Origin of the sequence: Geobacter sp., assembly GCF_027327745.1 — a bacterium.
Lineage (GTDB): Bacteria > Desulfobacterota > Desulfuromonadia > Geobacterales > Geobacteraceae > Geobacter.
The window spans coordinates 1-26417 of the sequence record NZ_DAHVYG010000055.1 but is presented as its reverse complement, the minus strand read 5'-3'; the positions used below and the strand labels follow the sequence as shown (position 1 = coordinate 26417).

General features: G+C 62.5%; 27 protein-coding genes. 22 read left to right on the top strand and 5 right to left on the bottom strand.

Annotated elements, in window-relative coordinates; all coding sequences use genetic code 11:
• Positions 1-186 precede the first annotated feature (186 nt).
• The 12 genes from M6689_RS10585 (at position 187) to hrpB (ending at position 14424) form a co-directional block, all read left to right on the top strand.
• The gene (locus M6689_RS10585; RefSeq protein WP_366949744.1) at positions 187-2103 is read left to right on the top strand and encodes a nucleoside-diphosphate sugar epimerase/dehydratase; all 1917 of its coding nucleotides are present in this window, start codon (positions 187-189) and stop codon (positions 2101-2103) included.
• A 283-nt stretch (positions 2104-2386) separates the two neighbouring features.
• Positions 2387-2656, top strand: a complete 270-nt coding sequence (locus tag M6689_RS10580; RefSeq protein WP_298271286.1) for an AbrB/MazE/SpoVT family DNA-binding domain-containing protein — start codon at positions 2387-2389, stop codon at positions 2654-2656.
• Complete coding sequence (locus tag M6689_RS10575; RefSeq protein WP_298271284.1) at positions 2653-3042, top strand: type II toxin-antitoxin system VapC family toxin; 390 nt, start codon at positions 2653-2655, stop codon at positions 3040-3042. Before M6689_RS10580 ends, M6689_RS10575 begins: the two co-directional genes overlap by 4 nt.
• 141 nt (positions 3043-3183) lie before the next feature.
• Positions 3184-3555, top strand: coding sequence for a nucleotidyltransferase family protein (locus M6689_RS10570; protein WP_298271282.1), 372 nt, complete (start codon positions 3184-3186; stop codon positions 3553-3555).
• Positions 3545-4036, top strand: coding sequence for a hypothetical protein (locus M6689_RS10565; protein WP_298271280.1), 492 nt, complete (start codon positions 3545-3547; stop codon positions 4034-4036). The genes M6689_RS10570 and M6689_RS10565 overlap by 11 nt, the downstream gene beginning before the upstream one ends.
• A gap of 70 nt (positions 4037-4106) precedes the next feature.
• Positions 4107-5753 (top strand): capsule assembly Wzi family protein, encoded by a 1647-nt coding sequence (locus M6689_RS10560; RefSeq protein WP_298271278.1) that lies wholly within the window; start codon positions 4107-4109, stop codon positions 5751-5753.
• A 109-nt stretch (positions 5754-5862) separates the two neighbouring features.
• Positions 5863-8736, top strand: coding sequence for an SLBB domain-containing protein (locus tag M6689_RS10555; protein ID WP_298271275.1), 2874 nt, complete (start codon positions 5863-5865; stop codon positions 8734-8736).
• Positions 8737-8746: 10 nt separating this feature from the next.
• Positions 8747-9961: a GNVR domain-containing protein gene (locus tag M6689_RS10550; RefSeq protein WP_298271272.1), complete on the top strand. Its 1215-nt coding sequence runs from the start codon at positions 8747-8749 to the stop codon at positions 9959-9961.
• Between the two features lie 10 nt (positions 9962-9971).
• Positions 9972-10355, top strand: a complete 384-nt coding sequence (locus M6689_RS10545; protein WP_298271269.1) for a VanZ family protein — start codon at positions 9972-9974, stop codon at positions 10353-10355.
• Positions 10356-11198 carry a phosphatase PAP2 family protein gene (locus M6689_RS10540; RefSeq protein ID WP_298271266.1) on the top strand — a complete coding sequence of 281 codons (843 nt, stop codon included), beginning with the start codon at positions 10356-10358 and terminating at the stop codon, positions 11196-11198.
• A 15-nt stretch (positions 11199-11213) separates the two neighbouring features.
• Positions 11214-11891: an HAD family phosphatase gene (locus M6689_RS10535; protein WP_298271263.1), complete on the top strand. Its 678-nt coding sequence runs from the start codon at positions 11214-11216 to the stop codon at positions 11889-11891.
• 7 nt (positions 11892-11898) lie between these two features.
• Entirely contained in the window at positions 11899-14424 is a 2526-nt protein-coding gene (gene hrpB, locus M6689_RS10530; RefSeq protein ID WP_298271260.1) for an ATP-dependent helicase HrpB, read from the top strand.
• A 31-nt stretch (positions 14425-14455) separates the two neighbouring features.
• Here the strand turns inward: hrpB and M6689_RS10525 are convergent, their stop codons facing one another.
• A complete protein-coding gene (locus M6689_RS10525; RefSeq protein ID WP_298271257.1) occupies positions 14456-15208 on the bottom strand; it encodes a M23 family metallopeptidase in 753 nt (250 codons plus the stop codon).
• Positions 15209-15314: 106 nt separating this feature from the next.
• Here M6689_RS10525 and M6689_RS10520 point away from each other — a divergent pair, with 106 nt between their 5' ends.
• The 8 genes from M6689_RS10520 (at position 15315) to amrB (ending at position 22368) form a co-directional block, all read left to right on the top strand.
• On the top strand, positions 15315-16244 hold the full coding sequence (locus M6689_RS10520) for a putative 2-dehydropantoate 2-reductase (RefSeq protein WP_298271254.1): 930 nt from the start codon (positions 15315-15317) through the stop codon (positions 16242-16244).
• Positions 16245-16494: 250 nt separating this feature from the next.
• Positions 16495-16833 carry a P-II family nitrogen regulator gene (locus M6689_RS10515; RefSeq protein ID WP_298271252.1) on the top strand — a complete coding sequence of 113 codons (339 nt, stop codon included), beginning with the start codon at positions 16495-16497 and terminating at the stop codon, positions 16831-16833.
• Positions 16834-16873: 40 nt separating this feature from the next.
• Positions 16874-18286 carry a type I glutamate--ammonia ligase gene (gene glnA / locus M6689_RS10510; protein WP_298271250.1) on the top strand — a complete coding sequence of 471 codons (1413 nt, stop codon included), beginning with the start codon at positions 16874-16876 and terminating at the stop codon, positions 18284-18286.
• 141 nt (positions 18287-18427) lie between these two features.
• Positions 18428-19108, top strand: a complete 681-nt coding sequence (locus tag M6689_RS10505; protein ID WP_298271247.1) for a site-2 protease family protein — start codon at positions 18428-18430, stop codon at positions 19106-19108.
• A 20-nt stretch (positions 19109-19128) separates the two neighbouring features.
• Entirely contained in the window at positions 19129-20112 is a 984-nt protein-coding gene (gene trpS / locus M6689_RS10500) for a tryptophan--tRNA ligase (protein WP_298271245.1), read from the top strand.
• Positions 20109-20927, top strand: coding sequence for a segregation/condensation protein A (locus tag M6689_RS10495; RefSeq protein ID WP_298271242.1), 819 nt, complete (start codon positions 20109-20111; stop codon positions 20925-20927). Before trpS ends, M6689_RS10495 begins: the two co-directional genes overlap by 4 nt.
• Complete coding sequence (gene scpB / locus M6689_RS10490; protein ID WP_298271238.1) at positions 20914-21513, top strand: SMC-Scp complex subunit ScpB; 600 nt, start codon at positions 20914-20916, stop codon at positions 21511-21513. Before M6689_RS10495 ends, scpB begins: the two co-directional genes overlap by 14 nt.
• A 51-nt stretch (positions 21514-21564) precedes the next feature.
• A complete protein-coding gene (gene amrB / locus M6689_RS10485) occupies positions 21565-22368 on the top strand; it encodes an AmmeMemoRadiSam system protein B (protein ID WP_298271235.1) in 804 nt (267 codons plus the stop codon).
• A gap of 10 nt (positions 22369-22378) precedes the next feature.
• On the opposite strand, the gene M6689_RS10480 is transcribed toward amrB, so the two are convergent.
• Genes M6689_RS10480 through nadB form a run of 3 tightly spaced genes read right to left on the bottom strand, consistent with a single transcriptional unit; the run spans position 22379 to position 24497 of the window.
• The gene (locus M6689_RS10480; protein ID WP_298271232.1) at positions 22379-22588 is read right to left on the bottom strand and encodes a hypothetical protein; all 210 of its coding nucleotides are present in this window, start codon (positions 22586-22588) and stop codon (positions 22379-22381) included.
• A gap of 5 nt (positions 22589-22593) precedes the next feature.
• Entirely contained in the window at positions 22594-22884 is a 291-nt protein-coding gene (locus tag M6689_RS10475) for a chorismate mutase (protein WP_298271230.1), read from the bottom strand.
• 17 nt (positions 22885-22901) lie between these two features.
• The gene (gene nadB, locus M6689_RS10470; RefSeq protein ID WP_298271227.1) at positions 22902-24497 is read right to left on the bottom strand and encodes an L-aspartate oxidase; all 1596 of its coding nucleotides are present in this window, start codon (positions 24495-24497) and stop codon (positions 22902-22904) included.
• 200 nt (positions 24498-24697) lie between these two features.
• On the opposite strand from nadB, the gene M6689_RS10465 reads away from it, so the two are divergent.
• The gene (locus M6689_RS10465) at positions 24698-25306 is read left to right on the top strand and encodes a lytic transglycosylase domain-containing protein (RefSeq protein ID WP_298271224.1); all 609 of its coding nucleotides are present in this window, start codon (positions 24698-24700) and stop codon (positions 25304-25306) included.
• A gap of 175 nt (positions 25307-25481) precedes the next feature.
• Positions 25482-26072, top strand: a complete 591-nt coding sequence (pgsA, locus tag M6689_RS10460) for a CDP-diacylglycerol--glycerol-3-phosphate 3-phosphatidyltransferase (protein ID WP_298271222.1) — start codon at positions 25482-25484, stop codon at positions 26070-26072.
• A 5-nt stretch (positions 26073-26077) separates the two neighbouring features.
• On the opposite strand, the gene M6689_RS10455 is transcribed toward pgsA, so the two are convergent.
• Positions 26078-26263 (bottom strand): hypothetical protein, encoded by a 186-nt coding sequence (locus M6689_RS10455; protein ID WP_298271219.1) that lies wholly within the window; start codon positions 26261-26263, stop codon positions 26078-26080.
• Positions 26264-26417: the final 154 nt, after the last annotated feature.

Below are 26417 nucleotides of genomic sequence, written 5' to 3'. Positions count from 1 at the left end.
CCACCTCCTTGGAGGAGGGCAGTATAAAATCAGGGACTGGCCACCGAAAACAAATAGGAAAATTTTAACAATTACCGTTTTTACTCGTCATTACAAAAGGTTAGAGTAGGTTGCCAAAAAATTTACCGGACAGTAGTGATCTGATATTAGTGTTATATTGTGTTATACAACTAAGGGGGGATTCTGATGAGGCAGAGAAGATTCCTGGTCTTTATCGTCGATGTCGTGTTGATGGTCTCCGCCTTCTACCTCTCGTTCCTCCTTCGCTTCGACTTCGCCCTTCCTCCCGACGAGCGTGAGCTGTTCCTTCACGGGCTCCTGGTGGTGCTGGCCATCAAGCCGGCAATTTTCATCTCTTCTGGCATGTACCGCAGCATCTGGAGGTACGCGTCGCTGCAGGACGGCATCTCGATCGGCAAGGTCGTGACGCTTTCCACCTTCATTACCACCTTTGTGCTGGTCCTGACGCGGGATACCCGGCCCATGCCCCGCTCCATCTATCTCCTCGACTGGTTTCTGCTCTTCGCCTTCGTTTCGGCGGCCCGCCTCCTGTGGCGCATCTACCGCGAGACCTACATCATGCCCCGGCACCGCTCCGGGAAACGGATCCTCATCGTCGGCGCCGGAGATGCAGGGAATCTCCTTCTGAAGGAGATCCGGAAAACGCCGGATTCCCCATACAACGTTGTGGGTTTTGTGGATGATGATGAAGAAAAGCGGGGGAGCCGGCTTTCGGGGGTGCCGGTCCTGGGGGACCTTTCCAAAATCAAGGGGGTTATCAGGAAGCACCATATTGAAGAGGTGATCATCGCCATTCCCTCCGCCTCGTCGGAGGTGATCAGGAAGGTGGTTGACCGTTGCCGGGAATGCCGGGTCCGTTTCAAGACCCTGCCGAGCATCCATGACATCATCGACGGTACGGTCTCCATCTCCCAGATCAAGGAGGTGGAGATCGAGGATCTGCTCGGGAGGGAGCCGGTGGTGCTGGAGCTCGACGGGATCCGCGGCTATCTGACGGACAAGCGGGTGCTGGTGACCGGGGCGGGGGGAAGCATCGGGAGCGAGATCTGCCGCCAGGTGGCGGCGTTTTCTCCCCATAAGCTCCTTCTCTTCGAGTGTGCGGAGACCCCGCTGTACCATATCGAGAAGGAACTGGTGGCCCAGCATCCCGACATCCGGATCATCCCGGTCATCGGCGATGTCCGGGACCAGGGGCGGGTCGAGGCGATCTTCGACGAATTCCAGCCGGAGGTGGTCTTCCACGCTGCGGCGTACAAGCACGTCCCGATGATGGAGTACAATCCGGGGGAGGCGGTCACGAACAACATCGGGGGGACCCGTACCCTGGCCGATGCCGCCCACCGCTCGGGAGTGAAGAATTTTGTCATGATCTCCACCGACAAGGCGGTGAACCCGACCAACATCATGGGGGCCACCAAGCGCGCGGCGGAGGTCTACGTCCAGAGCCTGGCGAAGCAGAGCCACACCAATTTCACCACCGTCCGGTTCGGGAACGTCCTGGGGAGCAACGGAAGCGTCATTCCGCTCTTCAAGGAGCAGATCAGGAATGGCGGGCCGGTGACCGTGACCGACCCCCAGATCATCCGCTACTTCATGACCATCCCCGAGGCCTGCCAGCTGGTGCTCCAGGCGGGGTGCATCGGCACCGGCGGCGAGATCTTCGTCCTGGACATGGGGGCGCCGGTACGCATCATGGATCTGGCGGAGGAGCTGATCCGGCTTTCCGGCTTCACCCCCCATCAGGATATCGAGATCGTCTTTACCGGCCTGCGGCCCGGGGAGAAGCTGTTCGAGGAACTCCTGATCGAGGGGGAGGGGATCAAGCAGACCCGGCACAAGAAGATCCGGGTCCTGCAGTCGGTGGAGCATGACCTGCACGCGGTGACGGCGAGTCTGGATGCCCTGGTGGGGAGGGCACGGAACAATGACGTGGCCCACATCGTCCGGTCGCTGCAGCAGGTTGTGCCGGAGTTCTCACCGCGGTATTCCTTCAATGGCCCTCCTCCCCCGGCGTTCCAGCGGGTCCGTCCCGATCTCTTCCCTCCTCCGTCATCGAAGGTGGTCAAGCTGCAGAAGCAGTGATGAGATGCTGAGTAGCATACAAAATCATCCTTGCAATCCATCGGATGATGCTCCATTGGTACAGGTATGAAGGGGTAAATCTGGTCGTCGGCCACTTCCCATTCCGGTGAAGGTGGAGCTTGATGACTATTATCCTATCCTTGCATTTCAGGGAATGATGTTCCATAAATGCATACATGATTTGTCGCAACCTATATTCTCAGCTTTACCTGGAGCTTACCCCTTTCCATATACTGGCGTGAGTGCTATCATGTCTTACCAAGTCTTACTTGAGAGGTGGTCGATGGAAACGAGCAAGTTATCCAGCAAGGGGCAGATAATCATTCCAAAACAGGTGCGAGAGGCACATCACTGGCGGACCGGCATGGAGTTTGTCATAGAAAATGCTGGCGACGGCATCCTCCTCAGACCGCGCAAACCGTTTCCTCCCACACGGCTGGAAGATGGGGTCGGCTGTGCGGGCTACCGGGGGCCTGCCAAGACCCTGGCGGAGATGGAGCGGGGCGTTCTCGAAGATGTCAAGCGGAAGTGGCGGGAAGGGGAGGGCAGGTGATCGCTGTCGATACGAATATCCTGGTGCGTTACGTGACCAATGACGATCCGCTCCAGGCGAAGCGAGCGCTTGATATTCTCGGCAGAAAAGAGGAAATCTTCATTCCCAAGACCGTCCTTCTGGAGACGGAATGGGTGCTGCGTGCCGTCTATGAATTGCCGGTGGCGTCAATCATGAGGGCACTGCTCCATATTCTCGGTCTCCTCAATGTCGTCGCGGAAAATCCGGAAGAGGTGTCACAGGCGCTTGATTACTACGGCAGGGGGCTTGACTTCGCTGATGCCCTGCATCTTGCGTCCAGTTGCCATGCTGATGCTTTTTTCAGCTTCGATACTGCCTTCGTCAACAGGGGACAAAAGCTTGGTGCCCGGATGGAGAAGGGATAGCATCGGCCTATGATCAGAACGCAAATTCATGCCCACCATACCTCCATGGCCGAACTCATCAGACAGGCGGTGGAGCATGATGCCTACCTGGCCGAGGCTTTGGAAGAATGATCCAAGGGCGTGAGGTAGCGAGGCAGCAAAATGTCCCCTGTATCCGATAACCTCTCGCGCATGGCAGAGCGCCAGCGGCGTCTGCTGCGGCAAAAGGCAGACGCGTTGGCGGCGCGCAAGGCCATGGCCTTCGAGGAAATAAAGGTTCTGGTTGAAAAGTTCCGGGCGGCTGATCCCGGCATCAGTAAAATAATTCTGTTCGGTTCCCTGGCGCGGGACGATGTTCGTTTCCCCGATTTCGACATCGATCTGGCGGTCGTCTCTTCCGGGGAAAGTTTCCTGAAGCTGGTTGCCATAGCTCTTGACAGCCCGTTTTCGGTGGATGTGGTGGATCTCTCGACTGCCGATGACCGGATAAGGACGGCTGTTGCACGGGAGGGGGTCGTGCTCTATGAAAAGTGACAGGCTGAGGACCCTGAAGGCGGAACTGCTGGCAGACATGGCGGTGCTTGACGAGCTGGAAGGAAAATACCGACTGATTCACGCCAAACTCGCAACCATTCGACCGGATGAGTTCGATTACGTCGGCCTGGCTTATACCATCGTCAATCTTTACAACCTCATGGAGAACTACTTTCTCAGGGTTGCCAAATGCTTCGAGAACAACATCGACCGCCTGAACTGGCACAGGGACCTGGTGCGGCGCATGGCCCTCGAGATTGATGGGGTCAGACCGGCTCTGCTTGCCATGGGTGACGTGTCGCCAATCGATGAGCTGCGGGCGTTCAGGCATATGTTCCGACATATCTACCAGAGCGAGCTCGATCTGGACAAGCTCAAACTGGTTGATTCGCGGGCACCCAAAGCGGTAGCCGCGTTCAGATCAGCTCACGAGCGGTTCGTTGATAAACTTGACCAGCTGATTGCGCTGATCGAAGAGTAATCGCGTCCTGGCACCGATCTTGCCGCGCCTCCACGCACGACAGTCATTTCAAGGAGCAGGGGTTCGTCTAGTGTCCCATCATAATTCATCGTTGTTTTCCGGTACCAGGACGCTCCGCGTTGTATCCCTTGCACTCCTGGCCTTGCTGCTGTTTGCGGCGAATGCCTTCGCCCTCTCCTCCCCCAACATCCCCCTCGACAGTCCGATCTACGCCTATCTGGAGAAGCTCTCCGGCGCCGGGCTCATCAGGAGCGATTTCCGCGGGATCAGACCGTTCTCGAAGGCGGAGGCGGCGCGGCTGGTGCTGGAGGCCGAGGCGGCCCTGAAGGAGCGTCCGGATGTGTCTGCGCTGGCGAGCGAGGTCGTGCAGCGGCTGAAGGAGCTCCTCCCCCGCGAGTACGGGCTGTACCGGGAAGAGAAGGCGCCGTTTCTCGATTACAATCTCGTGGCCTCCTCCCGGCTTAGGTACGTTTACCTCGACGGCACCCCCCGCAGTTACGAGCGCCCGGTGCACGATCCCGGCAACGACGGGGTTTTCGGCATCGGCTCCGGGCTTCGGCCGCCGAATCCCTATCCGTCGATCGCTCTGCAGCACGGCACCGAGGGGACGCCGTTTCTCCCCAACAACGAGGGGATCGTCTACCGCGACGGCCACAACGCCGAGTTGCGCTTCAGCAGCGAGGCGTACCTGGGGAGGCAGGTGAGCGCCCTGATCGAACCCCTTTTCGTCTACCGCGGGAGCGGCGGCGCGGCGCAGCTCCTTCTGAACAAGGGATACGTCAAGCTCGGCGGCGGCGGCCTGGAGCTGGAGGTGGGGCGGGACGCGAACTGGCTCGGGCTTGGCACCAGGGGGGCCATCACCCTCACCGATAATGCCCGCAACTTCGATCTGATCAAGCTCTCCAGCCCGGAGCCCCTTTCCCTCGGTTCCTGGGGTATGGTCAAGTACAGCCTCATAGCCTCGCGGTTCGACCGTACGGTTACCGATGGTGCGGAGCGCCAGCCCTGGTTCTACGCGCTGAAGCTTTCCTACAAGCCGGCGAGCGACTGGGAGATCGGCTTCAACCTGGGGCGGCAGGTCGGGGGGCCGGGGGTGAACAACAGCTTCGGAGACACCCTCCGGGGGATCATCGGCGGCACCAGCGCCGACAACTCCAACGGCCTCGCCGGGATTGAGCTCCGCTACCGGGCGTCCTGGCTGCGAAACACCGAATTCTACGGGGAGTTCTCCGGCGAGGATACCGCGGCGTTCTGGCCGATCGTGGAGAGCTATGTGGCGGGGTTCTACATCCCGCGCCTCACGGATAGCGGAAGAGACGACCTGCGCTTCGAATTCTTCAAGGGGAACAACATCCTTTACACCAACGGGACGTTCCCCGAGGGGTACCTCTATCGCGGGATGCCGATCGGCCACTCCCAGGGGGGGGCGACCATCGAGTTTTACCTCCGTTACAGCCACTGGTTCTCGCCACGCAACATCCTTGCCCTGGAGCTCTACCGCACCGACCGCGGACACGAGGGGCGGGTGGAGGTAAACGGCGTCAGGCAGGGGATCGAACGGAAACATGCCGGGACGATTTCGTGGAACCTGCCGCTTGCCGGAGACGTCGATCTCAACTTGATGTACGGCAGGGAGCAGATTTCCAATTTCAACCTGGCGAACGGCGTGGATCAGACGAACCAGCTGTTCAAGGCGGAGATGAGCTATCGCTATTGATAGAGAAGAGAGCCTCTCGCCGAATTTCCCATTTACAAATCATCCGCAAACTGATAAGCAGAATCGCTTTGCGAGCTATCCCATCCGAAAACCTTACGAGGCTGCAGTAATGACCAAGATGATGCGCATCGTTTTCCTCGCCCTTTTCCTTCTTCTTCCGACAACCCTCCTTGCCCTCACCCCCGATGACACGAACAGGATCCCATCCGAGGATACCGGGGTCTACCTCGGACCGGTCAGGACCCCTGCCGGGAGTGGGGAAAGCGCAGGGAAGGGGAGTCTGCAGTTCGAGACCCCCCTGGAGGATCTCAGGCAGCCGGTGGATAAGGGTGGTGATCTCGACGGCCGGGGCGAGAAGAAGCCCTCCTACGAGCCAGGGCTCAAAGATGCCGGGAAGGAAAAGGGGCTGTTCGAGAAGGAGGAGAAGCCCCGCCTCGTCCTCAAGGCCGAGCCGGGGGACGGCCTGGTTTCCCTGAGCTGGACGATGGTCGGGCTCCCCCGTCTTGCCGCGGACGAGAAGCTTCGGTTTACGCTCTTCTACGGGACCGAATCGGGGCGCTACGACCGGAAGCTGGAGGTGGGCACCTCCTCGGATTACAGGCTCCGGGAGCTGAAGAACAACCAGGTCTATTTCATCAAGGTCCAGGGATATAACCGCGATAACACCCTGACCCTTCTCTCCAACGAGGAGCGGGTCATTCCCCTGGCACAGGAGGAGTTGGGCTCCTCCCTGGAACGGGCGTTTTCCCGCAAGAACCTCACCCTCCTGGACAAGATCGAGGCGGATCCGTTCAGGCGGGAGTTGCAGCAGTTCGGCTACGATTTCTTCAGAAACAGCCTGATGACCGGCGTGCCGGTGGAAAACATGCCGGTTGGGGAAGAGTACGTGGTCGGTCCGGGCGATACGCTCCGGATCGATCTCTGGGGGACCGTCAACGCCCGCCACGAGCTGACCGTGGATCGAAACGGCGAGATCACCATCCCCCGGGTCGGGAGCGTGAAGGTGTGGGGGCTCAGCTATGCCCAGGCGCGGGAGGCGATCGACCGGGCAGTGTCGCGCTATTTCAAGGGGTACGAGCTGAACGTCACCCTCGGCCGGCTGCGGACGATCCAGGTCTACGTGGTGGGGGAGGTGGAGGCCCCCGGGACCTATGCCATCAGCTCCCTCGGCACGGTGGTCAACGCCCTCTCCCTGGCGGGGGGGGTCTCCAAGAACGGAAGTCTGCGGACCATCAGGCTCATGAGGGGGGGAAAGCTCGTTCAGGAGGTGGACCTCTACGACATGCTCCTGGCGGGGGACCGCAGCCGTGACCTCCGGCTCCGTAACGGCGACACCATCTTCGTGCCGGTGATCGGGCCGGTGGCGGCGGTGGCCGGCGAGGTGAAGCGGCCGGCGATCTACGAGCTCAAGGGGAAGACCGATCTCAAACAGCTGCTGGAGATGGCGGGGGGGATTACCGCCGCCGGCTACGAGGGGCGGCTCCAGGTCGAGCGGTTCGAGGGGAACGCCAGCCGGATCGTCGTCGATTACCAGCTGCAGGAAGGCGCGGGGGCGCCGTCCGCGCAGGAGATCCACGATCGGGACATGGTGAAGGTCTTCCCGGTGAACAAGGCGCTGCGGCAGGTCGTGACCCTCCAGGGGCACGTGGTGCGCCCCGGCGAATACCAGTTCCGCCAGGGGATGCGCCTCACCGACGTCATACCCGACTATACGGCGCTCCTCCCCGAATCCTACGTGGAATCGATCGAGATCACGCGGCTCTCCCTTCCCGATTTCCACAAGGAGATCCTCACGGCAAACCTGAGAAAGGCCCTGGCGGGGGACGAGAAGGAGAACATCCCCCTCCACGAGCAGGACCAGATAAAGGTCTTCTCCCGGAGCGAGAAGGTGGAGAAGCGCACCGTCTCCATCAGCGGGCAGGTCCTGAATCCCGGGGTCTATGACTATTACCCCAACATGACCGTGCGCGACCTGCTGCTCCTGGCGGGGAGTCCGAAGAGCAACGCCTACCTGCAGAGCGCCGAACTGACCCGGATCGTCTACGACAAGGGGAACGCCCGGGCGACGCGGACCGAGATCAACCTTCGCAAGGCGCTGGATGGCGATCCGGACAACAACGTCACCCTCCGCCCCGACGACGTCCTGATCGTGCGGGGGATCGAGAACTGGCTGGAGGCGAGCGACCGCTTCGTCACCCTGAAGGGGGAGGTGAAGTACCCGGGAGTCTACTCCATCGCCAAGGGCGAGCACCTCAGTTCGGTCATCGCCCGGGCCGGCGGCTTCACCGACAAGGCGTACCTGAAGGGGGCGAAGTTCACCCGCAAGTCGGTCCGCGAGGAGCAGCAGAAGCGGATGGACGAGGTCATTGCCCGCACCGAGCAGGATATTCTCCGAAAGCAGGGAGAGCTTGCTTCCCTGGCGGCGTCCCGGGAGGAGCTCGAAGCGACCAAGACGGCCCTGGAGGGGTTGCAGAAGAATCTCGAGAAGCTGAAGTCCATCAAGGCCCAGGGGCGGGTGGTCATCGCGCTGGCACCGCTCAAGGAGTTTACGGGGAGCCCCTACGACCTGGAGCTGATGGGAGGGGATGCGCTCGAGATCCCCCAGACCTCCAGCGTGGTGAACGTCATGGGGTCGGTCTACAACCCCACCTCCTTCGTTCTCATGCCGGACAAGGATGTCTCCTTCTATCTGAAGAAGGCCGGCGGAGTTCTCGGCGACGCCGACGAGGATGCCATGTACGTGATCAAGGCGGACGGTTCCGTGGTCAGCAAGGAGCAGTCCTCCTTCGGGATCCGCTGGGACGAGGACGGGAAGCGCTGGACCTTCGGCGGCTTCATGTCCAACCGGCTCGACCCGGGGGATACCCTCGTGGTGCCGGAAAAGCTGGAGCGGGTGGCATGGCTGCGGACCATCAAGGATATTACGACCATCATGTCCCAGGTGGCGCTCACCGCCGGGACCGTGCTGATCGGGCTTAAGTGACGGGAGCGTTATGAACGATGTACGGGAAAACCAGGCACCTGAGACGATTATGGAGGAGGAAGAGATCAATCTCCTGGAACTCCTTCAGGTCATCGTCCGCCGAAAGAGGTTCATCGCCAGCCTCTGTTCGGCCGTGGCGGTAGTGGCGGTCATCTATAGTCTTACCCTTCCCAATATCTATTCCGCTTCGGCGAAGATCCTCCCTCCGCAGAAGGAGAGCGGCGGCGGCCTCTCCGCCCTGCTCGGGCAGGCCGGAGCCCTGGCGGGACTGGCTGGGGGATCCTTCGGGCTCGGGGGGGGCGCCGACCTCTACATTGGGATCCTCAAGAGCCGTTCCGTGGCCGATGCGATCATCAAGAAGCTCGATCTGGCGCGGGAGTTGAAGACCAAAACGCCGGACGAGACGAGGAATGCTTTGCAGGGGATGGTGAAGGTCCAGGCGGGAAAGGACGGGATCATCACCATCACCGCCGACAACAAGGATCCCCGCAGGGCGGCGCAGCTTGCCAACGCGTTTGTGGAGGAACTGGGGCGGCGCAGCGTGGAGCTCAACCTCTCCAGGGCGGGGACGGAGCGGGTCTTTCTGGAGAAGCGGCTCGACGTCGTGAAGGGGGACCTGAAGCGGGCGGAAGATGACCTGAAGGCGTTCCAGGAGCGGAACAAGGCGTTCAAGGTCGATGCCCAGGCGACTGCCACCATCGAAGGGGTGGCCAAGCTAAAGGCGGAGATCGTCGCCAGGGAGGTGCAGCTCGCCTCCCTGAAGAGCTACCAGACCGAGGAGAATCCCGAGGTGCGGGCTGTGGAGGCGGCCCTGGCGAAGCTGCGGGGGCAGATGGGAGCCATGACGGGCGACGGCCGGAGCGGCGATGGTATCCTCTCCGCCGGCAGCGTACCGTCCCTGGGACTGCAATACGTCCGGCTCATGCGGGAGGTGAAGACCCAGGAGGCGATCTTCGAGCAGCTCACCAAGCAGTACGAGGTCGCCAAGCTGAGCGAGGCGAAGGACTCCTCCTCGCTGCAGGTCCTGGACGAGGCGGTGGTCCCCCAGAAGAAGAGCAAGCCGAAACGGGCGCTGATCGTGATCCTGGCCACCGTTACGGCGTTTTTCGTCTCCATCTTCACGGTATTTCTCCAGGAGTATTTCGCCAAGATGGGGGAGGAGGACCGCGCGCGGTGGAACGAGATCAAGCGGCATCTTGCGTTCTCCCGTTCCCGCTCCGCCTGAGGGGGTGACGATGCGCCGGTTCCAATCCCTTCTGAGCCGCTCGCTCCCGCTGTTGTTCTGGGCGGCGTTGGTGGCATGGCTGTCGCTCATCCCCGCTCCCCCGAAGATTCCGAGCGGACTCTTCGGATGGGACAAGTTCCAGCACGGGGTGGCCTATGCCCTCCTCTGTCTCCTGGCCGGGTGGTGTTTTCGCTCCGTTTCCCGCTGGCAGGCGACGCGCTGGCGGCGGGCGTTTTTCGTGAGCGTCGTCTTCGGTGCCCTCATGGAGGTGGCCCAGGGGACGCTCACCACGAACAGGTCTCCGGAATGGGGCGATCTGGCGGCCGATGCCGTCGGCGCCGGGGTGGTGGCGGCAGGTTTCTGGTGTTATGGACGTCTGAGGAGGAGGATATGAGTGCGTCGGCCTGAACAGGATACGGGATGGAAGCGGGCGGTATCTGTTGTCTGGATCATCGTCGTGCTGGCGGCATTCTCCGGAACGGCACTGGCGGAGAGCGCGGGGGAGGGGGTGAAGTCCTTCGTGGTGCAGGAGAGCGGCGTTCTCGGCCATGAGGCCGTGGAGTTCGCCGCGGCGCCGTTTCGGATCGACGACGGGGCGATCCTCGGCACCTTGGCGGTTGCCGGCGCCGTGGGGCTCACCTACGTCTTCGACAACGACATCCGGGACAAGGTGGCGGCGCGACAGGGGCGCACCCTCGACCGGGCCACCGACGCGGGAAACATCATCGGCAACCCGATCCTCCATCTCGGGGTTGCGGGGGCGGTCTGGGGAGGGGGGATCCTCGCCGACTCTCCGAAGTGGCGTGACGTGGGGCTCATGATGGGGGAGGCGGCGGTCATCGCCGATGCCGCCACCTTCGTTCTCAAGGAGGCGATGGGACGGGGCCGCCCCTTCACCGGCAGCGGCAGGGACAGTTTTCGCCCCTTCCAGTTCAAGTCCGATTACGACTCCATGCCTTCCATGCACACCTCCAGCTCCTTTGCCATGGCTTCGGTTATCGCCCGGACCTCGGAGAGCATCCCCGTGGCGCTCCTCTCGTACACCACTGCCGCCTTTGTCGGCTTTTCCCGGATCTACCAGGACAAGCACTGGGCGAGCGATGTCGTCCTCGCTGCCGCCATCGGAGAACTGGCGGGAAGGGTCGTGACGCGGTTCCATGCCGGCGGCGGAAAGCTGGCCATCGTGCCGGCGGCCTCGACCGGTTCGGCTTCGCTTGCCCTTGTCGGAAAATTCTAACCAGTGGGAGAACCAATGCTTACGGCTGTGATCTTTGATTTCGACGGCATCATCGTCGACACCGAACCGCTCCATTACCGGGCGTTCCAGGCGATTCTCGAACCGCTCGGGCTCGGTTACCCGTGGGAGGAGTACGTGCGACTTTACATGGGGTTCGACGACCGTGACGCCTTCCGGGAGGCATTCCGGGCCGGCGGAAGGACCCTTGCCGGACATGAACTCGAACGGCTCATCGAGCACAAGGCGGCGGCGTTCCAGGAGATCATCGCCGGCGGCGTTCCCGCCTATTCGGGGGTCGTCGAGCTGATCCGAAGCATCAGGGGGAGGTTTCCCCTGGGGCTCTGCAGCGGCGCGCTCCGGGGGGATATCCTCCCGATTCTCGCCGGGCTGGGACTTTCCGATGCGTTTGACGTGCTGGTCACCGCCGAGGAGGTGGCGGCGAGCAAGCCGAATCCCGCCAGCTACCGCCTTGCCGCGGAGCGGCTGGCGGCCGCATTCCCGGAGCGGGGGATAACTCCCCCCACCTGCCTCGCCATCGAGGATACGCCGGCCGGCATCGCCTCGGCCACCGGCGCCGGCATGCCGGTGGTGGCGGTCACCAACAGCTATCCCGCCGACCAGCTCCGCGGCGCCTTCCTCGTGGTCGATTCCCTTGCCGACCTCCGGCTGGAGACCCTGCAGCAGCTCGTCTGATTCCCCGATGCCTTTCCTCCCCATTGACGACGTTATCCCCGACCTCCTGACCGCCCTCGCCGCTCACCCCACGGTGGTTCTCCAGGCTCCCCCCGGGGCGGGCAAGACGACGCGGGTCCCCCTCGCGCTTCTCGATGCTCCGTGGCTCGGCGGCGGGCGGGTGGTCATGCTGGAGCCGCGCCGGCTTGCCGCCAGCAACGCCGCCCGCTGGATGGCCCGAAGCCTCGGGGAAGAGGTCGGCGGGACCGTCGGCTATACCATCAGGTTCGACCGGAAGGTTTCCTCCCGCACCCGCGTCGAGGTGGTGACCGAAGGGATTCTCACCCGTCGCCTCCACTCCGATCCGCTTCTGGCCGGGGTCGGTGCCGTCATCTTCGACGAGTTCCACGAGCGGAGCATCCATGCGGACCTGGCCCTCGCCCTCTGCCGCGACGTGCAGCTGGGGCTGCGAGAGGAGCTGCGGATCATCGTCATGTCGGCGACCCTGGACGCGGGACCCGTCGCCGCGCTCCTCGGCCAGGCGCCGGTCATCTCCAGCGGCGGCCGGAGCTACCCGGTGGATCTGCGCTACCTTGCGGCGGAGAGCAGCGACGACGTAGCCACCTCGGTCTTCCGGGGGGTGGGCCGTGCCTTGGCCGAGACCGCTGGCGATATCCTCGCGTTTCTCCCGGGGGCGGGGGAGATCCGCCGCTGCGAGCGGCTCCTGGCGGAGTCCGACACCCTCCGTGACATCCTCGTGACGCCACTCTACGGCGATCTTCCCTTCGAGGCCCAGGAGCGGGCCATCGTTCCCGCCGACCGCCGCAAGGTCGTGCTCGCCACCAACATTGCCGAAACGAGCCTCACCATCGAGGGGGTCGGGACCGTGGTCGATGGCGGCTTCTGCCGTCGGCTCCGCTTCGACCCGGCCACGGGGCTGAACCGCCTGGCCGTTGAGCGGATCTCGGCCGCCTCCGCCACGCAGCGGGCCGGCCGTGCCGGCCGTCTCGGACCGGGGGTCTGCTACCGCCTCTGGACCGAACATGGACAACGCGCCCTCATCCCCGCCGACCCGCCCGAGATCACCATCTCCGACCTGGCGCCCCTGGCCCTCGATCTGGCCGCCTGGGGGGTGGCGGATGCCGCCTCCCTCGCCTGGCTCGACCCCCCGCCGCCGGCGGCGCTGGAGGAGGGGAGACGCCTTCTGGAGGGGCTTGGCGCCGTCGATCGGAAGGGGCGGGTCACCGAAACCGGCAGGCGGATGGCGGAACTGCCGCTTCATCCACGGCTGGCGCATATGCTCCTCCTCGGCCGGGAACGGGGATGGGGCGCCCTTGCCTGCGACGTGGCCGCCCTGCTGTCCGAGCGCGACATCTTCAGGGTGGCGGAGCGTTCCGCTGCCCGGGAGCGGAGCGACAGCGACATGGGGGAGCGGCTTGAGGCGCTGGCCCTCTGGCGGTCGGGGAAGGGGGGAGCGTCAGCCGACCGTCTGGCCTGCCGCACGGTGGACCGGACCGCCTCGCACCTTCGCAGGCTCATCGGCGTGAAAGCGCCGGAGGATACGCCACTCCCGGGGAGCGAGGCGGTCGGGCTCCTCCTTGCCTGGGCCTACCCGGACCGGATTGCCCTGGCCCGGGAGGGGGGCGGACGCCGTTATTTCCTTGCCAATGGCCGGGGAGCGCGGCTTTCCGAGCAGAGTGCCCTTCACGGCGAACCGCTGGTGGTGGCCTACGTCGTGGCGCGGGGCGACCGGGGCGACGATCTGATCCGCCAGGCGAGCGCCCTGGGGATGGAGACCTTTCGTCGCGATTTCGCCGACCGACTCTCCCGGGAGCGGGTGGTTTTCTGGGACGACCGGGAGGGGAGGGTGGTGGCCAGGGAGGAGGAGCGCTACGGCGCCCTCGTTCTGGGGAGCCGTCCGGCTACCGCCACGGATGAGGAGGTGCAGCTCGCCCTTCTGGAGGGGATCGTCCGGGAGGGGGTCGGTCTCCTCGGCTGGAGCCCCCGGGCGCGGCAGTTTCAGGCCCGGGTCCGGTTTCTGCGGCGCGTCCTTCCCGACGAGGGGTGGCCCGACCTCTCGGACGACCATCTGGCCGCGACCCTCTCCGAATGGCTCGGCCCGTATCTTGCGGGGGTGCGGAGCCGGGCGGCCATCGCTTCGGTCGACCTGCTGCCGCCGCTCCAGGCGCTTCTCGACCGGGAACATATGCGCCGGCTCGATGAAGAGGCGCCGACCCACCTGACGGTCCCGAGCGGTTCGCGGCTCCTCCTCGACTACGGGACCGACGGGCCTCCGGTGCTGGCGGTAAAGCTCCAGGAGATGTTCGGCCTTGCCGACACGCCGACCGTTGCCCGGGGGAAGGAGCCGGTGGTGGTCCACCTCCTGTCGCCGGCCGGCCGCCCCCTCCAGGTGACTACGGACCTGCGGGGGTTCTGGAACGGCGCGTATCGCGAGGTGAAGAAGGAAATGAAGGGGCGCTATCCCATGCACCCGTGGCCCGACGACCCGTGGAGCGCGGTGCCGACGCGGCATGTGAAAAAAAACGTTCACTAGGGGGATTTGTCTCGGAGCCGTTCTTCCCGGTTCAATGGTCAGTAAAGTAAATCGTGCCGTCGGCCTGAACGATCCTGCGGATGGCACCGGTGGCACTGCGGGGGCCGCCGACGGCACCAGCCGCTTCGTGCTTGCCGGCCGGAATATAGGATGAGGTAATGTTCACCCCGTCCCTCCACGCCTCGAAGTGGAGATGGGGGCCCGTGGAGCGCCCCGTGGAGCCGGAGAGGGCAATGGTGGTCGATTCGGCCACAGTCTCCCCCTCGGCCACCAGGTTCGCGGAGTTGTGGGCGTAGAGGGTCATGGTGCCGTCTCCGTGCTCGACGATGACCATGGTGCCGTAGCCGGGGCGGGTCCCGGCGAAGAGGACCCTCCCCGGGGCCACGGCCCTGACCGGCGTCCCCTGGGGTACCGCGATGTCGACGCCGTTGTGCTCCCGCATGGTACCGTCGAAGGGGTCGTGGCGCAGACCGACGACTGAGGTGATCCTCCCCGGAACCGGGAGGGATGGGTGGAGGGAAGAGGACGGAGGAGATTCGGGAGCTTCCGGCCCGGCCTTTTCCGCAATGCCGGTGGCCGCCAGGTGCTTCGGCACCGTCCGGCGTTTCCGGGCCGACGGGCGCGGTTCCTTCTGCTCCTTCATGATCAGCGTCGCCTTGTCGTTGCGGGGGGCGTCGGTAAAACAGACCGCCCCGTCTTCGTCCACGTACCGGTAAATATCGGCAGCCACCGGGGCGGGAAGGACGACGAGAATCGAGAGGATGACGGGGATGAAGCTTCGCATGGTGCGGTATTGTCTCGCGATCTTTGGAGTCTCGGATCAGACCCTTCACTATATAACCTATCGGCGGCCACGGGCACAAGTTTAACGGACAACGGAGGATTCAGCCATGCGGATTGCAATCGTGGGTGCGGGGGCCCTGGGCCTTTACTACGGCGCCATGCTCCAGCGGGGGGGAAATGACGTGCGGTTTCTGCTCCGTCGCGACTATGACGCCATCGTGGCGGGGGGGCTCAGGGTGTTTTCGACCGGCGGCGACTTTCACCTGGCGCATGTGGCCGGCTTCCGGCGCCCGGAGGAAATTGGCGAAGTGGACCTGGTCGTCGTGGGGCTCAAGGCCTTTGCCAATGACCGCTACGCCGACCTCATCGCTCCTCTTGTCGGCGCGGAAACGCTCATCCTGACCCTTCAGAACGGTCTCGGCAACGAAGAGGGGTTGGCCGCGCTCTTCGGTTCGGCCCGCATCCTCGGCGGAGTCGCCTTTCTCTGCTCGAACCGGGGCGCGCCAGGTGAGGTCCACCACCTGGGGGCGGGGAAGATTCTCCTCGGCGCGCTCCTTCCCGGCAACGGAGAACGGGCGGAGCCGGTTGCGGCCCTCTTCCGCTCGGCCGGCATCGACTGCACCGCCGTCCCCGATCTCCGGAAGGCGAGGTGGGAAAAGCTCGTCTGGAACATACCGTTCAACGGCATCTGTGCCATGACGGGGCGGACCGTAGCCGATCTCCTCGGCTCCGACCGCAGCCGCTGGCTGGCCCGTGAACTCATGGCCGAGGTGATTGCGGCGGCAAATGCCCAGGGGCTCTCGGAACCCGTTGCCGACGAGTTTGCGGATCGGATGATTACTTTTTCTGCAGGACTTGGAGCGTATCGACCGTCAATGATGATTGACCGTGAGGAGGGAAGGCCCCTGGAGCTGGAGGCGATTTTCGCCGTCCCCCTTGAACGGGGAACCGCCATGGGGGTCCCCATGCCGCGCGTCGAAACCCTGCTCGGTCTTCTCACCCTTGCCGTTCAGGGGCCCATTGGCTGTGATGCGTAAACGGCGGGCACCCCATACCTTGAGGTGATTACTATTTGTGCTATAGTTTTGGCCTGATCGGGGCAATGGAACGGATCCCCCGTCTAATGTGTTGAAATTGCAATCCGTTGTTTTGGTCAAGTTTTTAGGCAAGCTAATTGCTTTTCTGTTGCCACAAGTCTGAACGCTTGTTTGATCTTGCTTTTTGGGTATGCCAACCCTATAATCCACGAACTTTCAACTATCAACTATCCCACAGGGGGTGCGTGTCTTGAAAAAAGTTGAAGCGATCATTAAGCCGTTCAAGCTGGACGAGGTGAAGGAAGCTCTGAACGAAATCGGAATCCAGGGGATCACCGTCGGCGAGGTGAAGGGGTTCGGCCGCCAGAAAGGTCACACCGAGCTTTACCGCGGCGCCGAGTACGTGGTGGATTTCATCCCCAAGATCAAGATGGAGATCATCGTTGCCGACGATGTCGTCGCCAAGGTGGTGGAAACCATCGAACAGGCCGCCAAGACGGGGCGGATCGGCGACGGAAAGATTTTTGTCACCCACGTGGAAGAAGTGGTCCGGATCAGGACCGGTGAGCGCGGTGAAGACGCCCTGTAGGCGTCCTGTATCCTATTTTGCACTGAAAGGAGATTGATTGATGACCCCGAAGCAAGTAGTAGAGTTCGCCAAAGAAAACGGCGCCCTGATGGTCGATTACAAGTTTATGGATTTCGTGGGAATCTGGCAGCACTTTACGACTCCGATGTCGGAGTTCGGCGAGGACACCTTCGAGGATGGCCTCGGCTTCGATGGTTCCTCGATCCGCGGGTGGCAGCCGATCCACGCCTCCGACATGATCATCCTCCCCGATCCCGCCACCGCCAAGATGGACCCCTTCACCGCGGTGCCGACCCTGTCGCTGGTCTGCAATATCTTCGACCCGATCACCAAGGAAGACTACTCCCGCGATCCGCGGAACATCGCCCGCAAGGCCGAGGCGTACCTCAAGGCCACCGGACTCGGCGATACCGCCTTCTTCGGTCCCGAGGCCGAGTTCTTCGTCTTTGACGACGTCCGCTACGACATGAGCGCCAACCAGTCCTTCTACGCGGTCGACTCCACCGAGGGGATCTGGAACAGCGGCCGGGAAGAGTTCCCGAACCTCGGCTACAAGCCGCGCCACAAGGAAGGCTACTTCCCCGTCTCCCCCACCGACTCCCTCAACGATCTCCGCAACGAGATGGTGATGGAGATGCAGAAGGTCGGGATCCGGGTCGAGGCCCAGCACCACGAGGTCGCCACCGGTGGCCAGTGCGAAATCGACATGCGCTTCGACTCCCTCGTCGCCATGGCCGACAAGCTCCAGTGGTTCAAGTACATCATCAAGAATGTCGCCTATCGCAACGGCAAGACCGCCACCTTCATGCCGAAGCCGCTCTATGGTGACAACGGTTCCGGCATGCACTCCCACCAGTCCATCTGGAAGGACGGCCAGAACCTCTTCGCCGGCGACAAGTACGGCGGGCTCTCCCAGATGGCCCTCTGGTACATCGGCGGAATCATCAAGCACGCCCGGGCGCTCTGCGCCTTCACCAACCCGACCACCAACTCCTACAAGCGTCTGGTGCCGGGCTTCGAGGCTCCGGTGAACATGGCGTACTCCAGCCGTAACCGCTCCGCTTCGATCCGGATCCCGATGATGTCCACCAACCCGAAGGCCAAGCGGATCGAGTACCGGACCCCCGACCCCTCCTGCAACGGCTACCTCGCTTTCGCCGCCATGCTCATGGCCGGCCTCGACGGGATCGAGAACAAGATCGATCCGGGGCAGCCGCTCGACAAGGACATCTACGGGCTTTCCCCCGAGGAACTCTCCAATATCCCGTCGGCTCCGGGGAGCCTGGAGGAGGCCCTCAACTGCCTCAAGGAGGACCACGAGTTCCTCCTCAAGGGCGATGTCTTCACCCCCGACGTCATCGAGAAATGGATCGAGTACAAGATGGACGCCGAGGTGAACCCGGTCCGGATGCGGCCGGTGCCGATGGAGTTCGCCCTCTATTACGACATCTGATCTGCGGCAGACAGAGCTGTGCACGGAAAGGCGGGAGCAATCCCGCCTTTCTTTGTTAGAGGCGCGTTGCCCCGCGTTGACTTTGACGGGGGTATCTGTTAGAAATAAACGATTTTATAGTAACAGGCGCCGGTGGGGTCCATGGAAAATTTCTTCCTCAAACTGTCGATCATGCTCGTCCCGGCCCTCATGGCGATCACCTGTCACGAGGTATCCCACGGTTTCGTCGCCGACCGCCTCGGAGACCGGACCGCCCGTCTCATGGGGCGACTGACCCTCAATCCCCTGCGCCATATCGATATCTTCGGCACGCTGATGGTCTTCATCGTGGGGATCGGCTGGGCGAAGCCCGTCCCGGTCAACTTCAACAACCTGCGAAACCCGAAGCGGGACATGATCTGGGTGGCCGGCGCAGGTCCCGTGACCAACCTGACTCTTGCCACCCTGTCGGGGCTGCTGCTGCGCGGCGTGGCCGGGTTTGGCGCGTCGCTCCCCGACGGTTCGGCAATTCAGACCTTCCTCGATCCCGTTACCCTGATGCTGGCCTTCTCGGTCTACATCAATCTCCTGTTGGCGATCTTCAATCTGATCCCCCTTCCTCCCCTCGATGGCGGAAGGGTTGCCGTGGGGCTTCTCCCTTACCGTCAGGCACAGGCCCTGGCGCGGGTGGAGCCCTACGGAATGATCATCATCATTCTCCTGGTTTTTTTCACCAATATTTTCAGCCGGGTCATATCCCCGGTGGTCGATTTCGGGATCACCATCCTCGCCGGACCCCACAGCAGGCTCGTGTACGAGGTCACCCAGTTTCTGATGAGATAGAGCAAAAGGAGCGCATACGAATGAGCGACAAGCGGATAGTCAGCGGCATGAGACCCACCGGCAAACTCCACCTGGGTCACTTCCACGGGGTGCTCGCCAACTGGCGCGAACTCCAGGAGACGTACGAATGCTTCTTCTTCGCCGCCGACTGGCATTCCCTCACCACCGAGTACGACAACACCTCTGCCATCCGTGAGAACACCCGCGAGATGGTGCTCGACTGGCTCGCCTTCGGGGTCGACCCGGTCAAGAGCACGATCTTTCTCCAGAGCCGAGTCCCCCAGCATGCCGAGCTGAACCTGATCCTCTCGATGATAACGCCGGTTTCGTGGCTGGAGCGCAACCCGACTTACAAGGAGATGCAGGAAAACCTGGCGACCAAGGACCTCTCCACCTTCGGCTTTCTCGGCTACCCGGTCCTGATGGCATCGGACATCATCGTCTACAAGGCCGCCAGGGTCCCCGTGGGGCACGATCAGCTCCCCCACCTGGAGATCACCCGGGAGATCGCCCGGCGTTTCAATTACCTCTACCGGGAGGTCTTCCCCGAGCCGGCCGCGCTTCTGACCGAGACGCCGAAGGTCCTCGGCCTCGACGGCCGCAAGATGAGCAAGTCCTACGGCAACGCCATCTACCTATCGGAGAGCGCCGACGAGACCCGCAAGAAGGTGATGTCGATGGTGACCGACACGCAGCGGGTCCGCCGCAGCGATCCGGGGGAGCCCGACCGCTGTGTCGCCTTCTCCCTGAACCGGCTCTATCTCCCGGAGGAGAAGAAGGCGGAAATCTACGAGGGGTGCCGCAGCGCCGCCATCGGTTGCGTGGAGTGCAAGAAGCTCCAGGCCGAGTACCTTGTGGAGACCCTGGCACCGTTTCGCGCCCGGCGCCAGGAGTTGACGGCGAACCCCTGCCTTGTGGACGACATCCTCGACGCGGGAAGCGCCCGGGCAAGCGCCGTGGCCGCAGAGACCATGGCCGAGGTCAGGGACGCCATCCAGCTATGAGTGGCGGCGAGACGCTTCCGCTCTACCAGGACGAGGATGCCTCGCGCTACACCGTCAGGCTTGAGGTCTTCGAGGGACCCCTCGACCTGCTCCTCCATCTCATCAGGAAGAACGAGGTGGATATCTACGACATTCCGCTCTCGATCATCACGCGGGAGTACCTGGAATACGTCAAGCTGATGAAGGAGCTAAACCTGGAGATCGCCGGGGAGTTCCTCGTCATGGCCTCTACGCTGATCCAGATCAAGTCGAAGATGCTCCTGCCGGCCATTGCCGATGAGGAGGGGGGAGAGGAAGAGGAGGAGGATCCCCGCGCCGAACTCGTCCGTCGGCTTCTGGAGTATCAGACGTACAAGGAGGCGGCAGCGACCCTCGCAGCAGGGGAGATGCTCGGAAGGGACACCTATGCCCGCAAATTCGCCGCCACCGAACTTGATGAGATTCAACCGGAGGAGGAGCCGGTCGAGGTAGAGATGTTCGAGCTGATAGAGGCCTTTCGCAAGATCCTCGACCGGGTTTCCGAGGAGAGCTTCCACGAGGTGGGGGCCGAGTCGATCACCATCGCGGAGCGAATCAATGATATACTTTCGCGGCTGGAGGGGAAGGAGTCGATGCTCTTCGACGATCTCTTCCCCGAGACCTTCAACCGGGATTACCTGGTGGCGACCTTTCTCGCGGTCCTGGAGCTCTGCAAGCTCAAAATGATCAAGGTTGTCCAGGCGAACCGCTACGGCAGCATCTGGATTGCCCCCGCCGTCGTGGAGGAGGGGACCGTCGAATCTCCTGAGGGGGCAGGCGCCGATGCCCGGGCTTAAATCGGTCGTCGAGAGTCTCATCTTTGTCGCCGACAGTCCGGTGAGCCTCGACCGGCTTTGTGCCCTGCTGGAGGAGTTTGACCGCAACGATGTCCGTGATGCGCTGGCGGCCCTTCGCGAAGAGTATGGGGGTGAGGAACGGGGGGTGGTGCTTGCCGAGGTGGCGGGCGGCTTCCAGTTCCGGACCCCGGCGAAAAATGCCGACTATCTCAGGCGGCTCACCAGGACCCGCACGGCCAAGTTCAGCCAGTCCGCTCTGGAGACCCTGGCGATCATCGCCTACCGCCAGCCGGTGACCCGCGCCGAGATCGAGTACCTGCGCGGTGTCGACTCCGGCGGGGTGTTGAAGACCCTGCTCGAAAAGAAGCTGATCAAGATTCTAGGCAAGAAGGACATCCCCGGCAAGCCGCTCATCTACGGCACGACGAAGGAGTTTCTGGAGCTCTTCGGGCTAAAGGACCTCAAGGGTCTCCCCACCCTCAAGGAGATCCGGGAACTTTCGGAGACGACGAGGTTCGAGCAGCAGGAGGAGCTTCCCCTGGCGGTTTCCGCCGGGGCCGATAGTGATGGGGACGGAGGGGATTGATCCGGCCCCCCGCGGTATAATCCCCGTCCATGCGCATCAGGGAGGATGCATATGATACGACAACCGGCCGTTGCAGGACAGTTCTACACCGACGACCCGTGCCGACTCCGGGCGGAGTTGCGCAGGATGACCCCGACGGCGGCAGTAAAGAGCAGGGTCGCGGGGATCGTGGCTCCCCACGCCGGCTACCTTTACTCCGGGGGGGTGGCCGGAACCATCTACGGCGCCATCGATATCCCGCGCACCGTGATCATCCTGGGGCCCAATCACCACGGTTTCGGCGCGGCTGCCGCGCTCCATCCTCCGGGAGAATGGCTCACTCCCCTTGGCCCCGTTCCGATCTCGGGGCGCCTGTCGTCGCTGATCATGGAAAATACCCCATTGGTTGAATTCGATGCCTCTGCCCACCGCTTCGAGCACTCCCTGGAGGTCCAGCTCCCGTTTCTCCAGCACCTGCGTGACGAACTGCAGATCGTGCCGATCTGCCTCGGGTTTGGCGACTTCGAGCGGTGCCGGCAGGTGGGAGAGGGGGTGGCCCGGGCGATACTGGCCTTTGGGGAAGAGGTGCTCATCGTAGCCAGTTCGGACATGACCCACTACGAATCGGCGGAAGCCGCCCGCGTGAAGGATGAGCTGGCGCTCGCCAGGGTGTGCGCTCTGGATCCGGAGGGTCTCGTGAAGCTCTGCCGCGCGAGGGGGATCACGATGTGCGGGGTCATTCCCACGGCGGTCATGCTGGTGGCGGCGGAACTGCAGGGGGCGGAGCACGGCGAGGTCGTCCGCTACGGCACGAGCGGGGATGTGACGGGAGACGACCGCCAGGTGGTGGCCTACGCCGCGGTTGCGGTGTATTGATGCGGCCGTTTCACTCTTCTCTGGAGATTCTCACCACCTGAAGGACACCGGGCATCCGCTCCACTTCATGCTGGTCGAGGGAGTCGGTGTCGCCGATGACCCCGATGATGGTCCGGTTGGCCCCCGTTGACTGGTGGATGTCAAAGTTCCGGTTGATGAGATATTCCTTTATCTTCACGAGCGCCTCTTCCCCGGCGCTCTTTTTCATGATGATGAGCATGTCGGCTACTCCTTTTCCCGCATTTCGTCGCGGTGGGTCATGATCCGTTCCAGGCGGCGGGATTCGTCGATCACCCGCTCGAAGAGCCGGACGATGGCGCCGTTGTCGAGGGGGCCGGGGTTTTCCCCCTTCATCCGCTCGAAGATTGCCTTCTCCCGTGTCGGGTCATAGACCGGGAGCCCGCGTCCCTTCTTGATTTTTCCAATCTCCAGGGCCAGCCCTGCGCGCCGGTTGAAGATCCGCAGCAGCTCAGCGTCAAGCCGGTCGATTTCCTGTCTCAGTTCGTCAATGGTCATGTGGTGGAATCCTACGGTCAGAACTGCTTCCTGACGAATGTGTCTTTGCGGCAATGGACGTCGTCGCGCTCCGGATAGTCGATGGTGTAGTGGAGTCCCCGCGATTCCTTGCGCTGGAGGGCGCACTTGACGATCAGCTCGGCGACGGTGGCGATGTTGCGCAGCTCGATCAGGTCGGAGGTGACGATGAAGTCCCAGTAGTAATCCTCGATCTCTTCCTGGATGAGGCGGATGCGGCGCAGCGCCCGCTCGAGACGCTTGTCGGACCGGACGATGCCGACGTAGTTCCACATGAAGCGCCGGATTTCATCCCAGTTCTGGGAGACGACCACCATCTCGTCGCTGTTGGTGGCGGTGCCGGAGTCCCATTCCGGGATCTCGGGGAACTCGAAGTGATTCCGTTCCAGTTCCTGGACGGCATGCTTATAGGCCTGTCCGGCGTAGACCGCCGCTTCCAGCAGCGAGTTGCTCGCCAGGCGGTTTGCGCCGTGGAGACCGGTAAAGGCGACTTCCCCGATGGCGTAGAGGTGCCGGATGTCGGTCTCGGCATTGGTGTCCACGGCAACCCCGCCGCACAGGTAATGGGCCGCGGGGACCACCGGGAGCGGTTCACTGGCCATATCGAGACCGAATTCGAGGCATGTCTGGTAGATATTGGGGAAGCGGGTCCGGACGTATTCGGGGTCCTTGTGGGTGATGTCGAGATAGACGCAGTCGTCGCCGTTGGTCTTCATCTCGTTGTCGATGGCCCGGGCGACGATGTCGCGGGGGGCAAGATCCTTCAGCTTGTGGTACTTATCCATGAAGGCCGTGCCGTCTCGCCGGCGCAGGATCGCCCCCTCGCCCCGCACCGCCTCGGAGATCAGAAACGATTTCGCATGGGGGTGGAAGAGGGTGGTGGGATGGAACTGCATGAATTCCATGTTGGCGATGGTCGCGCCGGCACGGTAGGCCATGGCGACACCATCGCCGGTCGCCACATCGGGATTGCAGGTGTAGAGATAGACCTTTCCCGCCCCGCCGGTGGCCAGGAGCGTGATCTTGGCGGCGAAGGTCTTGACCGTTCCGCTGGTGATGTCGAGGACGTGGGCGCCGAGGCAGCGGTTTTGCTTCATCCGCTTGCGGGCGATCTTTGCCTCGGTGATGAGGTCGACGCCGATGTGATGTTCATAGATCGTGATGTTCGGGTTCTCCCGGGCGGCGGCCACCAGCGCCCGTTCGATCTCGCGTCCGGTCACGTCATCGGCGTGAAGGATGCGGCGCTGGCTGTGTCCCCCCTCGCGGGTCAGGTCGTAGCCCGCCTCCCCCTTGGTGAACTGCACCCCCCACTCGATGAGGCTTCTGATCACCTTCGGGCCTTCCTCCACGACCATCCTGACCACATTCTCGTGGCAGATGCCGGCACCGGCCACCAGCGTGTCCTCGACGTGGGCGTCGAAGGTGTCCTCCTTGGAGAATACCGATGCGATCCCCCCTTGGGCGTAATTGGTGGCAGATTCCGTCACCTCGCGCTTGGTGATGATGGCGACGCTGCCGTGGCGGGCCGCCTGAAGGGCAAAGGAGAGCCCCGCGATGCCGCTTCCGATGACGAGAAAATCGCTTTGTATCTTCATTGCCGCACTCCTCAGATCGCGATGCGATGTAGTGTAAAACGGCGCAAACTGGGCGATTATTCGCCCGTAAAACCGCTTTGTCAAGAATTTTGGGCGCTTGAACCGTTGACGGATTTCATGAGGGTTGAAATGACCACAGCATTGGTCTATATTTTGAATGGCTTTCCGCAGCAGAGTTCATTAAACCCACCGGAGGGGCCATGAAAAGGGGAACGGCCATCGTATGGCTTGCCCTGCTGGGCGCAGTGGCGTGGCGGATCCCGTCTGCGACGGCCGACATTTACCGCTATGAAGACAGCGACGGGGTGGTTCATTTCACTGACGCTCCCACCGACGGGCGGTTCAAGGTCTTCATGCGGGATATCAAGAAGGACCGCAAACTCAGGACCACCTTCAAGCTGGCCGGCTGTGCCCGCAATCCCGAAGAGTTCGAGCCGATCATCAACCAGTGCGCCCTCGAATACGGCGTCGACAAGTCTCTGGTGAAGGCGGTCATTCACGCCGAGTCGGGGTACAATCCCAACGCCCTTTCCCGCAAGGGGGCCAGCGGCCTGATGCAGCTCATGCCCCAAACCGCCCGCGATCTCAAGGTCTCCAACTCCTTCGATCCCCGGGAGAATATCCGGGGCGGGGTCCGCTACCTCCGGTTCCTCCTCGACACCTTCAAGGGGGACGTGACCATGGCCCTGGCAGCATACAACGCCGGGCTCTCCAAGGTCGCGCAGTATGGCGGCGTGCCGCCGTACCAGGAAACCCGAACCTACGTCGACAAGGTTCTGAGCTACCGGAAAGCATACCAAACCAACTAAGGAGCCTGTCGGACTTAGGAACGAATCTACTGCGAGAATGGCAAATCGGTCCATATTCCCGGTAATTCTTGACGAATAGAACCACTATTCGCCTTCAAATTCCCGAAAATCTGTCCTCGATCTGCCATTCTCTCGCTACGATTCCCTAAGTCCGACAGACTCCTAAGGGATTTTCATGCCCGAGACCGCCAGCGCCATCTGGAACCTCCCGAACATTCTCACCCTTCTCCGCATCGCCCTCATTCCGGTGATGGCGGTGCTGCTGCTCTCTCCGTCGAAGGATGCGGGCTTCTGGGCCGCTGCAGTCTTTGCCGTCGCCTCGATCACGGATTGGCTCGACGGCTACCTGGCCCGCCGCATGGGGATTGTCACCATCTTCGGCAAATTCCTCGATCCGATCGCCGACAAGCTGATGGTAATGGCCGCCCTGATCATGATCCTTCCCTTCGGGCACGTGCCGGCCTGGATGGTGCTCGTGATCCTCGGGCGGGAGATCATCATCACGGGTCTGCGGGGGATCGCCTCCAGCGAGGGAATCGTCATATCCGCCAGCGACCTCGGGAAGTTCAAGACGATCTTTCAGATCGTGGCGATCCTCGGGCTACTGCTCCACTTCGATTACCACTGGCTTTTCGGCATCGACCACCCGCTTTTCTACGTGAACATGCACAACGTCGGGATGTTCTACCTCTGGATCGCCACAGTCATCACCATCTGGTCGGGCGTCGACTACCTGGTGAAGTTCGTCAGGGTGATTGCGAAGTAGGGCCGCTACTTCTTCAGCGGAACCGGCTCGCAGACGTTGTCGGCCGAATTTGCCTCCGCCCCGCACATGAAGCAGCTTACCGTGGGGGCAGAACTCAGGTGACGCACCTGATCCATGAGCCCCCTGCTCTTGAGTACACAGAGATGCCCCTGATGCTTTTCTCCGCAGCTGCAAGTCTTTTGTCCAGTCATGATTCCCGCTCCTTTCCGGATGTTGCCGCAATTTCAAAGCGTTAGGGGTGAAGCTCCCTTCCTCCCTCAAGGGGAGCTGCAAATTGACTGCCCGCAAGGAGGGGCATGCCGCGGAATATTTCACATTGACAGTAGGGATGGAATAGGGTATATA